Origin of the sequence: Pseudomonas sp. W5-36, assembly GCF_046540455.1 — a bacterium.
GTDB classification, from domain to species: Bacteria; Pseudomonadota; Gammaproteobacteria; order Pseudomonadales; family Pseudomonadaceae; genus Aquipseudomonas; species Aquipseudomonas graminis_B.
Genome location: NZ_JAXCIQ010000003.1, coordinates 389,472 through 403,061, shown reverse-complemented (window position 1 = coordinate 403,061; position 13,590 = coordinate 389,472). Strand labels below are relative to the sequence as shown.

The following is a 13,590-nucleotide window of genomic DNA, read 5'->3' as shown; positions in this document are numbered from 1 at the left end:
TTTGCCATGCGTTTGATAAACCGCCGCCCGGATCGCGCCAGTCGATTGATCCTGGTGCTCCTGCCGTTCGCCCTGTTGCTGTTCGCCTATTTCACGGGCTCGGCGACGCGGCTGACGGAAAACCCCAACGACAAGCTGCTGCCCAGCGCCGTGCAGATGGCCGATGCGATCAAACGGGTGGCGTTCGTGCCCGATCAACGCACCGGCGAATACATCCTCTGGCAGGACACCGGCGCCAGTCTGCAGCGCCTCGCGATCGGCCTGGCGATCAGCGCCATTGTCGGGTTGTGCCTGGGCATCGCGTCGGGGGTGCTGCCGTTGTTCAGCGCGCCGCTGTCGCCGTTACTGACCGTGCTCTCGATGGTGCCGCCGCTGGCGATTCTGCCGATCCTGTTCATCGTCTTCGGCCTGGGCGAGCTGTCGAAGGTGATGCTCATCGTCATCGGCATCACGCCGGTGCTGGCCCGTGATCTGGAGCAGCGCGCCCGGGAGATTCCGGTCGAACTGCTGATCAAGGCGCAGACCCTGGGCGCCTCGACCTGGACGCTGATCCTGCGGGTGGTGCTGCCGCAGTTGCTGCCGCGCCTGTTGATCTCGCTGCGGCTGGTGCTGGGGTCGGCGTGGCTGTTTCTGGTCGCGGCCGAAGCCATCGCCTCCACGGACGGTCTGGGTTACCGGATCTTTCTGGTGCGGCGCTATCTGGCGATGGACATGATTCTGCCCTACGTGGTGTGGATCACCCTCCTCGCCTGGCTGATGGACTGGGGCCTGAAAGCGCTCACGCGCAATGCGTTCCCGTGGTACGAGGGGGCGCGCCCATGAGCTTTATTTCGGTCAAAAACGTCTGGCAGCAATACGGCGATCAGGTGGTGCTCGAAGGCCTGAACCTGAGCATTGCCGAAGGCGAGTTCTGCACACTGGTGGGCGCGTCGGGCTGCGGCAAATCGACGTTCCTGCGCCTGCTGCTGGGCCAGGAAGTCGCCAGCAAAGGCACGATCCTGCTGGATGGCCAACCGCTGGCGAAGGAGCCGGATTCGACCCGTGGCGTGGTGTTTCAGCGCTATTCGGTGTTCCCGCACCTGTCGGTGCTGGACAACGTCGCGCTGGGCCTGGAGTTGCCGCGCTCGGCGTTGCTCGGGCGGCTGTTCGGTGCCGCCAAGCGCGACGCCCGCGACCAGGCGGCGGCGCTGTTGCACAAGGTCGGCCTCGATCACGCGCTGGACAAGTACCCGACGCAATTGTCGGGCGGCATGCAGCAGCGTCTGGCCATCGCCCAGGCGCTGATCATGAAGCCTCGGGTGCTGCTGCTCGACGAGCCTTTCGGCGCCCTTGATCCCGGCATCCGCAAGGAAATGCACGCGCTGCTGCTGGAGCTGTGGCGCGAAACCAAGCTGACGGTGTTCATGGTCACCCACGACCTGTCCGAAGGCTTCAACCTCGGCACCCGACTGCTGGTGTTCGACAAGGTGCGCCTCGACCCCCACGCCCCCGGCGCCTATGGCGCGCGCATCACTTACGACATTCCCCTGAACAGCGATCGTCGCGCCGCCCGGGTGGCGCTCGATTCGCTGAAAACGGCTTGAAGGACATTGCCCATGACTGACTCAACCACGCTGTTTCCCGTCTTCGCCGAAGAGCTGCTGCCCGGCGGCGGCCACCTGTCGTTCGTGCTCAAACGCGGCGAACTGCTGCGCCTGACTGACCTGAACGGCAACGCCAACGTCAGCCTGACGCTGTTCAACGCCCATGAAAAAACCGAGCGCCTGAACCTGCCCGACAGCCTCAAGTGCCAACACACCGCCAAGCTCACGGCGGGCCATTGCCTGTATTCAGACATGGGCCGCGTGCTGGCGGCGATCACCGCCGACACCTGCGGCTGGAGTGACAGCATCGGCGGCGTGCTGTGCGCCGAAGAGGTCACCGAGAAATACGGCCAGGGCCGCTATCAGGAACTGCGCAACGGCTTCTTCCGCAACGGCGCCGACAACCTGCTGGTGGAAATGGGCAAGTGGGGCCTGGGGCTTTCCGACCTGTTGATGACGCTGAACCTGTTCAGCCGGGTCAACGTCGACGATCACGGCGCCCTGACCTTCGTGCCGAGCAATTCCAGAGCGGGGGACAGCATCGAGTTGTACGCGCCGATGGACACGCTGGTGGTCATGACCGCCCTGCAACACCCGATGGACCCCAACCCCGAATATGCGCCGCAACCCGTCCAGCTGAGCTGGATGAAGGCCGACCCCAGCGTCGCCGAACACTGCCGCACGTCCCGCGAAGAAAACGTGCGTGGCTTCATCAATACCGATCGCCTGTTCGCCTGAGGAGGCTTGCCATGAGCACTGCGCACTCTCATCACCACACGAGCGCCCCCGTTTCCATCACCCACATCCCGGCCGGCGAGCCATCGCTGACCGAACTCAAGGCCGGGCAGACCCTGCGCCTGCTCGATCTCGAAGGCAATCAGGCGGTCGACACGCTGTTCTACAGCCTCGCCAACCCCCGCGAACGCTACGACGTGCAACGGACGCTGCGCCGGCAGAACAACGTTTACCTGAGCAAGGGCAGCGTCCTTTATTCGAACCTGGGCAAGCCGATGCTGACCATCGTCGAAGACACCTGCGGACGCCACGATACCCTCGGCGGCGCCTGCGCCCAGGAGAGCAATACCGTGCGTTACGCGCTGGAAAAAAAGCACATGCACAGCTGCCGCGACAGCTACCTGCGGGCCTGCATCCATGACGGTCGGCTGGGCAAGCGCGACATCGGCCCGAACATCAACTTCTTCATGAACGTGCCGGTCACGGCGGACGGCGGGCTGACCTTCGAAGACGGCATTTCCGGCGCTGGCAAGTACGTCGAACTGCGCGCCGAGATGGACGTGATCGTGCTGATTTCCAACTGCCCGCAGCTCAACAATCCGTGCAACGGCTACAACCCTACCCCGGCGGAACTGCTCGTCTGGGACTGATCGCTGACCACAGTTTCAAGGCTTCGGCGCGAGGGACGGCCTTCGTGCAATGCGTACCACAGCGGGACGGCCCGCTACCCAGTGAGGGACTGATCGCTATCAGTCCCCGGGGTCTATGCCATGTTCGACAAACTGCTGATAGCCAACCGCGGCGCCATTGCCTGCCGCATCCTGCGCACCCTCCGCGACCTGCAGGTCGAGGGCGTCGCGGTGTACGCCGAAGCGGACGCTGCCAGCCTGCACATCCTGCAAGCCGACGAAGCCCACAGCCTGGGCGACGGTGGTGCTGCTGGCACGTACCTGGCCGTGGACAAGATTCTGGCCATCGCTCAATCCACCGGCGCCAAAGCGATTCATCCCGGTTATGGCTTCCTGTCAGAGAACGCGGCCTTCGCCCAGGCCTGTGAAGACGCCGGCATCGCCTTCGTCGGCCCGACGCCTGAGCAGCTGCGGGTTTTCGGCCTCAAGCATACCGCCCGCGCCCTCGCGAAACAGCACGGCGTGCCGATGCTCGAAGGCACCGAGCTGCTGGACAGCGTTGACGCTGCATTGAGCGCTGCTGAAACCATCGGCTACCCAGTGATGCTGAAAAGCACGGCGGGCGGCGGCGGCATCGGCATGCGCGTGTGCCGCAGCGCTCCCGAATTGAGCGAGTCGTTCGAGGCCGTCAAGCGCCTGGGCCAGAACAACTTCAGCGACGCCGGCGTGTTCATCGAGAAGTACATCCAGCGTGCCCGCCATCTGGAAGTGCAGGTGTTCGGCGACGGTTGTGGCGAGGTGATCGCCCTCGGCGTGCGCGATTGCTCGGTGCAGCGTCGCAATCAGAAAGTCCTCGAAGAAACCCCCGCGCCGAACCTCCCTGCCGGCATGGCCGATGAGCTGTGCGCCGCGGCGATCAAGCTGGCGAAAGCGGTGAACTATCGCAGCGCCGGCACCGTGGAGTTCGTCTTCGACAGCGACGATCAGCGCTTTTATTTTCTGGAAGTGAACACCCGATTGCAGGTCGAGCACGGCGTGACCGAGCAGGTCTGGGGCGTGGACCTGGTGAGCTGGATGATTCAGCTCGCGGCCGGTGATCTGCCGCCGCTCGTTGAATTGCGCGCGGGTCTACAGCCCGTCGGCCACGCGATTCAGGCGCGTTTGTACGCCGAAGACCCGGGCCGGGATTTCCAGCCCAGCCCGGGCTTGCTGACCTCGGTGCACTTCCCCGCCGCCGACGGCCAACACCTGCGCATCGACACGTGGGTCGAGGCCGGGTGCGAGATTCCGCCGTTTTTCGATCCGATGATCGCCAAGGTCATCAGCTGGGCGCCGGACAGAGCGTCCGCCAGCGACGGCCTGGCTCAGGCATTGAGCGAGACGCGGCTGTACGGGATCGAGACCAATCGCGACTACTTGCGTCAGATCATCGCGGACGTGCCGTTCGCCAGCGGCCAGCCGTGGACGCGGTGCCTTGAGGGGCTGACCTATCGCGCCGACACGTTCGAGGTCCTGAGCGGCGGCACCCAGACCAGCGTTCAGGATTACCCGGGGCGCCTGGGTTACTGGGCAGTGGGCGTGCCGCCGTCGGGTCCGATGGACAGCCGATCGTTGCGTCTGGGCAATGCTCTGGTGGGTAACGCTGAAGGGTGCGCCGCGCTGGAAATCACCATGAGCGGTCCGACGCTGCGCTTCAATACCGATGCGGTCATCGCCGTGACGGGCGCGGTCATTCCGCTGACGCTGGATGGCGACGCGCAGCCGATGAATCAATCGTTGCTCGTTTCGGCGGGCTCGACGCTGGCCCTCGGCACCATCGCTGGCGCCGGTGCGCGCAGTTATCTGTGCGTGCGGGGCGGGCTGGACGTGCCGTGTTATCTGGGCAGCAAGAGCACGTTCACCTTGGGCCAGTTTGGCGGGCATGGCGGGCGAGCGTTGCGTGCAGGGGACGTGCTGCATGTCGCGCCGTTGTCTGACCGCAGCGCAGGCGAACGGCTTGAACCGACGCAAGTCGCCGAGCTGCCGGAGGTGCGAGATATCCGGGTGATCTATGGCCCCCACGCGGCTCCTGAATATTTCACCGAGCGCTACATCGAGACCTTCTTCGCCACCGATTGGGAAGTGCATTTCAACTCCAGCCGTACCGGCGTGCGCCTGATCGGGCCGAAACCGGAATGGGTGCGTGCCGACGGCGGCGAAGCGGGCCTGCACCCGTCGAATATTCATGACAATCCGTATGCCATCGGCGCAGTGGATTTCACCGGGGACATGCCGGTGATTCTTGGGCCAGATGGGCCGAGTCTGGGCGGGTTTGTCTGCCCGGTGACGATCATCGAGGCGGATCTGTGGCAGTTGGGGCAGCTCAAGGCCGGGGACAAGGTGCGGTTTTATCCGGTGAGTGTCGACGCGGCCCGCTGGCTGAAACTGAACACTGATCTGTGTGGGAAGGAGCTTGCTCGCGAAGAGGTCGGAACATCCGATGAATATGTAGCGACTAGACGAGAGTCTTCGCGAGCAAGCTCGCTCCCACAGGGTGCAGCGTTGACCTCGCCGGTTGTGCTCGACATCGGGAAGGACGATACCCGCCTGGTTGCCCGGCTTTCCGGCGACACCCATCTGTTGCTGGAGATCGGCGCGCCGGAGCTGGATCTGGTGCTGCGCTTCCGGGGCCATGCGCTGATGCAGGCGCTGGAAAGCAAACAGCTGACCGGGGTGATTGACCTGACGCCAGGCATTCGTTCGCTACAGGTGCATTACCAGCCCGAGCAACTGCCGCTGAAGACGCTGCTCGATGTGGTCGCCGGCGAGTGGGACGGGGTATGCGCCAGCAAGAATCTGGAAGTGCCGTCACGCATCGTTCATCTGCCGTTGTCGTGGGACGACCCGGCCTGTCAGTTGGCCATCGAGAAGTACATGACCACCGTGCGCAAGGACGCGCCGTGGTGCCCGAGCAATCTGGAATTCATCCGTCGCATCAACGACCTGCCAAACCTCGACGAAGTGCACCGTACCGTCTTCGAGGCCAGCTACCTGGTGATGGGGCTGGGCGACGTCTACCTCGGTGCGCCGGTCGCCACGCCGCTGGATCCCCGACATCGGCTGGTCACCACCAAATACAACCCGGCGCGTACCTGGACCGCCGAGAACTCCGTCGGCATCGGCGGCGCGTACATGTGCGTCTACGGCATGGAAGGCCCCGGCGGTTATCAGTTCGTGGGCCGCACGTTGCAGATGTGGAACCGTTATCGCGCCGTGGCGGCGTTCGATGGCAAACCGTGGCTGCTGCGGTTTTTCGATCAGATCCGTTTTTATCCGGTCAGCGCCGACGAGCTGCTGACCATCCGCCGCGATTTCCCCCTCGGTCGATACCCGCTGCAGATCGAGCACAGCACGCTCAATCTGACCGAGTACCAAGCCTTTCTGGCCGATGAAGCGCAGAGCATCGCGGCATTCCGCACTCAGCAGCAAAGCGCGTTCAACGCCGAACGCGAGCGCTGGATCGCCAACGGCCAGGCCTCGTTCGAAAGCGACGAAGCGGTGGCCGAATCCACGGAAGAAGCCCCGTTGCAAAACGGGCAGACCAGTATCGACAGCCACATTGCCGGCAATCTCTGGCAGGTGCAGGTCAGCGTCGGTCAGCGCGTCGAAGCGGGCGAAACCCTGGTGATTCTGGAGTCGATGAAGATGGAGATCCCGTTGCTGGCACCCCATGCCGGTGTCGTCAGTGACGTCCGCGTGCAGCCTGGCTCGGCGGTCCGCGCCGGGCAACGGGTGGTCGTGCTGGACGTTGGCTAACTGGCACTGTTGCGGCTTGCGGCTTGCGGCTTTCATACAGGCATAAAACGCGGTGGCATACGCAATACATAGTTACCGCCATTGCAACCCTGCATCGCGCCATAGTGGGCACCCTTCCACGTGGCGCGATTTTTCATGAACGACCGCAGCAGCTCTCATTCCGCGAGCGGCCTTGATCTCATTTCCAACGACACCCTGCCCCATGGCGGGGATTTCAGCGTTTCACCGTTCGTCGAACCTTTGAGTCCGGTTGAATCCCTGGAGACCGCCGCCGTCGCGCCCGCTGAACCTCACGCGCTCAACCACAAACGTTTGATGCGCCAGGCCGTCAGCCCGGTCGCCGAATTGTTGTACGGATCATTCTGGGTCCTTAAAGCCTGGCAACTCGATCTGGCGTTTCCGCACTCAATCGTCCGCCATCTGGACCAGAGGCTGGAGGAAACGCTGCAGGCCCGATTCGCCACGGCAATCGACATCGATGAGCTGCACGTCAGTTTTGACACTGCGCTGGAGCCAGCCGTGGAGGTCGACGGCCGGGAGCGTTTCGAGCTGCGCCTGACGCTACGCGAGCTGGGCCGGGAGACGCTGAACCCGCTCGCACTCCTCGCCCTTCAACGCTGCGCCGAGGCTGATCGCCCGCTGTCGGCCTCGACGCCCTCGCTGACCGTCTCCGTGTTTTTCGAGCTGCTCATCAAAGCCCGATGGACACTGGAATATGAGCAGATGCAGCGTCAGTTCTGGGAGCAGCACGGCGACACATGGGAGATGCTCGCCAGGCTGGCGTTTCTCGATGGCCTGACCCGCTTGCATTCGCGCAAGCGCATCGATAACGAAGGCCATCTGCTAGCGCTCGATGCACTGGCGCTCAGCCGTTTCCCGCAACAGCTTCAGGACCTGCAGCCGATCAGGCCACCGGCACGCTCGACCGTGCGCGGGTTGGCGCTGAACGGCAAGATCATCCCCGGTATCTTCCATGTACGATCCAACACCACGGGGCATTGCTATGTGCATGTGCTGGGCAGCGCGCCCCACTGCCATGAGTACATCAGCGATGACGCGCCCTGGAAGGCGGACAAGGTGCTGGAGGCGATCAACGCATCGGCCTGGCATCGGCTGAATCTTTCCCTGGACGGCACGCGCACGGCCCTCACGCTGGGGGATCCTTCGGACGACGTGTTCGCTCAACTGCGTGTCGCCCAGCAACGCTTTTGGGCTGCGCGACTGACCGGCAGCGACACCGTTGAATCGCCCGACGCTCTCATCGACGACGACCACGCGGCGCTCATGCCCATCGAGCCAGCGCTGGCCCTGGTCAGCGCCCTCGATCACTGGCATCACCATGAGCCATTGCTGGCGCGAATCCCGACGCCCCTCGGGGTTGCAAACCGGCTCATGGGCCAGTGGCTCAGGCAGATGTCTCCCCGGCTCAAACCGGTCCCGTTGAATCAAACCCACACTTTGATCACAGACCCGCAGCGGGTGTTCATCCGCTACCTGCCCGGCACGTCGAGGACGCCTTGGGGCCACCCGCGAATCGCGGCGGCGAACGTGATTGTCACGCCGGACGAAAAGCCCATCACGCTGAGTCAGGCACTGCTGAGCCGTTTCAGGGCGCTTCAGCCTCAGGGGTACGATGACGAAGGCGGGCGCTGGGTCGTGTATGCCGACCCACGCGGCAAAGGGACGTGGTCGCCGGAAGCGGAGCTTAATATCAGCGCGACCAGCGTCGAGGCCTACATTCAGGGCATCGATTTTATCGGACTCATGCAGCACCAACTCGGCCGGTTCTGGCAGCAGCAACGCGCCCACGTCGAGCGTTCGCTCTGGTCGACGTTCATCGGCCAGGCGCTGCTGGCCCTGAAGAACGGCGATCTTCCAAGGGACAGCTTCCACAGGGTCACCGATGCTGTAGAGCAGGCTCAGCAGGTGCATCTGCCGGACACGCCACTTTTCGGGACAGCACCCATACGCTGGAGCGCTGCGGGCTTTTACGTGGGCAACGGCCTGCCACTCGGTGCCGACTGCCCTCCTTGCGTCGGCTTGCTGATGATCAGGGCTCCAGGCCAGGAAGGCGGCGTGCTTTATCAAGCCGGTCAGTCCAGGTCCTTCGTGCCTTTCAGCGGTCGTCAGGCGCTCATCGACCATCTGACTGCCGCCGCGGCCGACCCTGCCTGGCGCGAGACAGCGCTCAGTCACATGCCGCGCCGTTTTCACGTCAGGCTTGGTTATATCCTCGAGCTGTGGGGCGGGGTTCGTGCGCCGGCCGAACCGGTTTCGATCCTGCGTCCCTGGACCGAGCCGCTTTACAGCCCGGACACCCATGCCGCTCGGCAACATCAATGGGACGAGCAGAAACTGTCCGGCTCGCCTATGGGCTTCATCTGTGAAGGCCTGCGTCTTAACAGCCAGTACGACGCCGAGGACCGCATCGTCACCGACCGAGAGCAGGCACTCGGCAGCTGGCTTGAACACCTCAATCGCCTGCAACTGCTGCTGGCACCGATGGCGCTCTTGCTACCGGCGGCCTCGGTTGCGGCGCTGACAGCCAGCGCGGCAAGTGTCGCGCTCGGCATTCAGGCCGCCAACCTCCCCGGCGACCGTCAGGAAGAACGGCGCCAGGTGATGTTCGCCATTCTGTCTCTGGGGCTGTTGCACATGGCGCCGGTCACACCACGGCTGCTCCAGGCGTTCCGCAAACTGGCAGCGCCGACTAAAGCCCTGAGCCGAGGGCTTGGGCGGGGGCTTCGACAGGGGCTTACGCGAGGCCAGTCCGCTCCACCTGCCCATCGTTTCGGGGACTGGCTGCGGCGCTCGACCCACGCACGCAAAACGCTGATCAAGCCGTTTTTCAACGGCACTGCGCTGATGAAGACATGGCGCGTGGCGGGCAGCGCCGAATTCGGTACGTCAGCGGTTCAGGTGTGGAAACTGGGGCGCAAGTTTCTGCTGTGGACCTCGCACCGGAGCCCAGGCCCGCACGCTGGTCGTCAGCAGCCATGGCTACTACCTGCCCTGGACACGCACGACAGCAATCCCCAACGGCACGGAGCTCAGAACCTTCGCGCCCCACGGCCATGAACTGGTGGACCCGATGCTGCACCGGATTGCCAGCCAGTCGGTACGGCCCTACGCAATGCTGAACAGTACACAGACGCTGCCCGGCCCGGGCGTCGGACCGTTTCATGACATGTTTGCCCGGGACACGCTGATGGCCGGCACCTTGCTGCCGGGGCGCATCAAGAACTACACCCTGGCGAAATTTCAGAGCGAGCACTATGAGAGTTATCGGGACATCAGCCAGATCGTGCGCAACAGTCATCAGCCGCTGTTGCCCAGCCCGCTCCCTGCCACGCCCATGGATGTGCTGACCGTGCGCAACCGGTTCGGCATGACCAACCCGACCCTGCAGGACCTGTTCGGGGCGTTGCATCGGCAAGGGATTCATTACGACAACATCCTGCTGGTGCATTGCCGATGCCCTGCCGTGGGATCATTGCTGGGGCGCTCCCCCTCTTTTGTAGCCCCCCCGGGCCCATCGCCGATTACCCCGTAGGCGCATCGGCCGAGATCACATGCTCATGGCGCAAGACAGGGCGGCGCGCTAGCATTGGCGGCATTCAAAGGCGGCGCCCTACATGGACACTCACATCATCGACACGAGCATCTGTCCGGTTTGCGGCGCCGGTAACCGCTGCACCCTGGCTGATCCGCGCACAGTGGACCAGGCCTGCTGGTGTTTCACCGCCGAGATCGACCCGGCGGTATTGGCAGCTCTGCCCGAAGAGGTCCGTGGACTGGCATGCCTCTGCCCGCGATGTGCCGGCCTTGAAGCGGCGAGCCGCGATGCGTCTTGACCGTTTCCTCAGCAACCTGCCGCGCTTCAGCCGCAAGGACGTGCGCCTGGTGCTGATCGCAGGCCGTGTGCAGGTCGACGGGGTGCCGGTCAAAAACCCGCTGCATGAGGTGCGCGAATTCAGTCAGGTGCGGATCGATGACCAAGTCCTTCAGCTCGGCAAACCCGCCCGCTACTTCATGCTGAACAAGCCCCAGGGTTGCGTCAGCGCGACCGTCGATCCGCAGCACCCCACCGTGCTCGATCTGCTCGATGAACCGGACAAGGACAATCTGCACATCGCCGGCCGCCTGGATTTCAACACGTCCGGGCTGATGCTGATCACCAACGATGGCCAGTGGTCGCGACGCCTGACGCAGCCAACCACCAAATTGGCGAAGGTCTATTACGTCGAGACCGAAGACGACATCGGCGCGCATTACATCGAGAAATTCGCTGAAGGGTTTTATTTCGCGTTCGAGGACCTGACGACACAGCCCGCCGCGCTGACGATTCTTGCCAGTCATCGCGCCCGGTTGAGCATCGTCGAAGGGCGTTACCATCAGGTCAAGCGCATGTTCGGCCACTTCGACAACAAGGTGACCCGGCTGCACCGCGAAAGCATGGGCCCCTTGATGCTCGACACCACGCTGAAGCCCGGACAGTACAGAACGCTGAGTGCCGATGAAATCGCGTTGATCTGAAACCTGAGTCCTATTGCCTACCTGTCACGAAACCCGTGCAACGTGTCTGCGCGCACCCCGTTTTTTCGTCAGGAGACATGGAGATGAAAGCAGAAATCGCTGTGCTGGATATACAGGCCCAGTTCCGGGTGTATACGGAGCTGTACCGCGCAGACGCCGCCGAGCAGACCATCATTCTGGTCAATGGCTCGCTTGCCACGACCACCTCCTTCGCTCAGACCGTGCGCAACCTTCACCCGCAATTCAACGTCGTGCTGTACGACCCGCCCTACGCCGGTAAATCAAAACCCCACAATGCCCATGAACGGCCGCTCACCAAAGAGATTGAAGGACAGCTGCTTCTGGAGCTGATCGACCATTTCAACGCCGAACTCCTGATGTCGTTCTCATGGGGCGGCGCGGCGGCACTGGTCGCTCTGGCGCACCGGCCCAAACGAATCGAAAAGGCAGTCATCAGCTCATTCTCTCCCGTCATCAGCGACCCGCTGCGCGACTATCTCGAGCGCGGCCGGCAATACTTCGGCACTTACAATCGTCACGGGGTCGGGGAGTTGCTCAACAGCACCCTGGGCAAACACCTGCCCTCGCTGTTCAAACGCTATAACCACAAGCACGTCAGCTCTCTGGATTTGCATGAGTACGCGCAGATGCACCACCACATCGATCATGTGTTGGACCCGAGCAATCATCCTCAGATGAAAGCGGCGAAGCGCATCAATGTGCCGATGCTGTTCATGAACGGCGCGTGGGACGAATACACCTCGGCTGCCGACGCCCGGCACTTCGCTCACCACATCCGCGATTGCCACTTCAGCACCCTTCAGGATGCCGGGCACTTTCTGGACATGGAGAACAAGGCGGCATGCCTGGCATCGAAAAATGCACTGCATGGGTTTCTGACGCCCGCGCCTGAACCCCGCCGCGTTCATTACAGAACGGGGCAGTTGCAACAGGCGTTTGCGGTGTGACTGGAATGGGAGATGCAAGGGCAGAAGTCGGGGAAGGAAGGGTCTTCTGCAACCGTTGAGGAGTGCCATTGGAAGGCGAATCAGGGGTCGGCGAGGTGGCATTTGGTCGGTGCGGCATATAACGCTTCAATTAACACGCAGCATCTGGTACAAAGTCAGCCGCGCCAAAGGCGTCGATTTAAAAGCGGGTATAGTTTAGTGGTAAAACGAAAGCTTCCCAAGCTTTAGTTGAGGGTTCGATTCCCTCTACCCGCTCCATCTCCCCCAGTGTTTCCGGGCCTTTCAGCCCCTCCCTCTTTCAGAATCAACCTCGCCTCTTGCCCTCGCCTTCTAAAAGTCCGAGACAGGCCGCCCCCTCTCACGCATCGACTTCGCTACCGCTGATCCCCTGCTGAAAATCCGCAGCAAAGTTTTCACCGACGCTGCCGATACAGAGAAACCAGTCGCTCGAAATCCACAGATCGACCGACCAAATCTCAAGGCAGTGACGATCATGCAACACATTCCCCTGGCAACCTTCGAATCCATTGGCTGCGCTGAATGCCGAAACCTTGAAGGGCTGGGATTCGACTTCACCATGGCTTTTCAGCCTATTTTCAATGTCACCACGGGCGCGCCCTTCGCTTACGAGGCGCTGGTACGAGGTGTCAACGGCGAGTCCGCTGCGTTCATTCTGGGTCAGGTCAACGACGGTAACCGGTACCGGTTCGATCAGGCATGCCGGGTGCGGGCCATCGAGCTCGCTACCCAGTTGGGCCTTCCCGCGATTCCAGACTGCAAGCTGAGTATCAACTTCCTGCCCAAAGCGGTGTATCGGGCGGAAACCTGCATTCGCGCAACCCTTGAAGCGTCTCGGACGTTCGACTTCCCGGTGGATCGGCTCATGTTCGAGGTCACCGAAGGCGAGCGCGTCGAAGACCCGAACCATCTCAAGTCGATTTTTGAAGAGTACGCGCGGCAAGGTTTCACCACCGCTATCGATGACTTCGGATCAGGATATTCCGGCCTCAACATGCTGGCGATGTTTCAGCCGCAGGTGCTGAAAATCGACATGGCGCTCACCCGTGATATCGACAGGGACGGTGTACGTCAGGCGATTGTTGAAGGGATTGTGCTGGTTTCGAAGCGTCTGGGTATCACCGTGGTCGCCGAAGGCATCGAGACCTGCGAAGAGCGCGACGCCTTGCTGGGCCTGGGCGTCGAACTGATGCAGGGCTACCTGTTTGCCAAGCCCATGGTGGGGCAATTGCAGCCGATGCCGTCGCATCTGATAAGCGGCTCGGACGTTGTCGAAGTCGCTTGATTCCCAGAGCAATCGTTGACGATCCTGGGGTTAGGGGTCAG

12 protein-coding genes and 1 tRNA gene are annotated in these 13,590 nt (G+C 62.7%); 12 read left to right on the top strand and 1 reads right to left on the bottom strand.

Annotation, left to right across the window (positions count from 1 at the left end):
* Positions 1-6 precede the first annotated feature (6 nt).
* The 11 genes from SLW74_RS07765 to SLW74_RS07715 all read left to right on the top strand — a co-directional run bounded on the left by SLW74_RS07765 (position 7) and on the right by SLW74_RS07715 (position 12,504).
* Positions 7-822, top strand: a complete 816-nt coding sequence (locus SLW74_RS07765) for an ABC transporter permease (protein ID WP_410928535.1) — start codon at positions 7-9, stop codon at positions 820-822.
* A complete protein-coding gene (locus SLW74_RS07760; RefSeq protein ID WP_410928534.1) occupies positions 819-1,583 on the top strand; it encodes an ABC transporter ATP-binding protein in 765 nt (254 codons plus the stop codon). The genes SLW74_RS07765 and SLW74_RS07760 overlap by 4 nt, the downstream gene beginning before the upstream one ends.
* 12 nt (positions 1,584-1,595) lie before the next feature.
* The gene (locus tag SLW74_RS07755) at positions 1,596-2,321 is read left to right on the top strand and encodes an urea amidolyase associated protein UAAP1 (RefSeq protein WP_410928533.1); all 726 of its coding nucleotides are present in this window, start codon (positions 1,596-1,598) and stop codon (positions 2,319-2,321) included.
* Between the two features lie 11 nt (positions 2,322-2,332).
* Complete coding sequence (locus SLW74_RS07750; RefSeq protein ID WP_410928532.1) at positions 2,333-2,968, top strand: urea carboxylase-associated family protein; 636 nt, start codon at positions 2,333-2,335, stop codon at positions 2,966-2,968.
* Positions 2,969-3,088: 120 nt separating this feature from the next.
* Positions 3,089-6,742 carry an urea carboxylase gene (gene uca, locus SLW74_RS07745; RefSeq protein WP_410928531.1) on the top strand — a complete coding sequence of 1,218 codons (3,654 nt, stop codon included), beginning with the start codon at positions 3,089-3,091 and terminating at the stop codon, positions 6,740-6,742.
* Positions 6,743-6,877: 135 nt separating this feature from the next.
* Positions 6,878-9,820 carry a dermonecrotic toxin domain-containing protein gene (locus tag SLW74_RS07740; RefSeq protein ID WP_410928530.1) on the top strand — a complete coding sequence of 981 codons (2,943 nt, stop codon included), beginning with the start codon at positions 6,878-6,880 and terminating at the stop codon, positions 9,818-9,820.
* Positions 9,723-10,295, top strand: coding sequence for a putative adhesin (locus SLW74_RS07735; RefSeq protein ID WP_410928592.1), 573 nt, complete (start codon positions 9,723-9,725; stop codon positions 10,293-10,295). The genes SLW74_RS07740 and SLW74_RS07735 overlap by 98 nt, the downstream gene beginning before the upstream one ends.
* A gap of 82 nt (positions 10,296-10,377) precedes the next feature.
* Positions 10,378-10,596 carry a cysteine-rich CWC family protein gene (locus SLW74_RS07730; RefSeq protein ID WP_108122281.1) on the top strand — a complete coding sequence of 73 codons (219 nt, stop codon included), beginning with the start codon at positions 10,378-10,380 and terminating at the stop codon, positions 10,594-10,596.
* On the top strand, positions 10,586-11,278 hold the full coding sequence (locus tag SLW74_RS07725) for a pseudouridine synthase (RefSeq protein ID WP_410928529.1): 693 nt from the start codon (positions 10,586-10,588) through the stop codon (positions 11,276-11,278). The genes SLW74_RS07730 and SLW74_RS07725 overlap by 11 nt, the downstream gene beginning before the upstream one ends.
* An 83-nt stretch (positions 11,279-11,361) precedes the next feature.
* Positions 11,362-12,246, top strand: a complete 885-nt coding sequence (locus SLW74_RS07720) for an alpha/beta fold hydrolase (RefSeq protein WP_410928528.1) — start codon at positions 11,362-11,364, stop codon at positions 12,244-12,246.
* A 184-nt stretch (positions 12,247-12,430) separates the two neighbouring features.
* Positions 12,431-12,504, top strand: a tRNA-Gly gene (locus SLW74_RS07715).
* A 100-nt stretch (positions 12,505-12,604) separates the two neighbouring features.
* Here SLW74_RS07715 and SLW74_RS07710 read toward each other — a convergent pair.
* Positions 12,605-12,745, bottom strand: a complete 141-nt coding sequence (locus SLW74_RS07710) for a hypothetical protein (protein WP_167355829.1) — start codon at positions 12,743-12,745, stop codon at positions 12,605-12,607.
* Here SLW74_RS07710 and SLW74_RS07705 point away from each other — a divergent pair.
* Positions 12,740-13,549, top strand: coding sequence for an EAL domain-containing protein (locus tag SLW74_RS07705; RefSeq protein WP_192135253.1), 810 nt, complete (start codon positions 12,740-12,742; stop codon positions 13,547-13,549). The two genes, SLW74_RS07710 and SLW74_RS07705, sit on opposite strands and share 6 nt — an antisense overlap.
* Positions 13,550-13,590 lie beyond the last annotated feature (41 nt).

Coding starts and splice junctions, on each gene's coding strand:
- SLW74_RS07765 (WP_410928535.1), top strand. CDS start 7: ATGCGTTTGATAAACCGCCGCCCGGATCGCGCCAGTCGATTGATCCTG.
- SLW74_RS07760 (WP_410928534.1), top strand. CDS start 819: ATGAGCTTTATTTCGGTCAAAAACGTCTGGCAGCAATACGGCGATCAG.
- SLW74_RS07755 (WP_410928533.1), top strand. CDS start 1,596: ATGACTGACTCAACCACGCTGTTTCCCGTCTTCGCCGAAGAGCTGCTG.
- SLW74_RS07750 (WP_410928532.1), top strand. CDS start 2,333: ATGAGCACTGCGCACTCTCATCACCACACGAGCGCCCCCGTTTCCATC.
- uca (WP_410928531.1), top strand. CDS start 3,089: ATGTTCGACAAACTGCTGATAGCCAACCGCGGCGCCATTGCCTGCCGC.
- SLW74_RS07740 (WP_410928530.1), top strand. CDS start 6,878: ATGAACGACCGCAGCAGCTCTCATTCCGCGAGCGGCCTTGATCTCATT.
- SLW74_RS07730 (WP_108122281.1), top strand. CDS start 10,378: ATGGACACTCACATCATCGACACGAGCATCTGTCCGGTTTGCGGCGCC.
- SLW74_RS07725 (WP_410928529.1), top strand. CDS start 10,586: ATGCGTCTTGACCGTTTCCTCAGCAACCTGCCGCGCTTCAGCCGCAAG.
- SLW74_RS07720 (WP_410928528.1), top strand. CDS start 11,362: ATGAAAGCAGAAATCGCTGTGCTGGATATACAGGCCCAGTTCCGGGTG.
- SLW74_RS07705 (WP_192135253.1), top strand. CDS start 12,740: ATGCAACACATTCCCCTGGCAACCTTCGAATCCATTGGCTGCGCTGAA.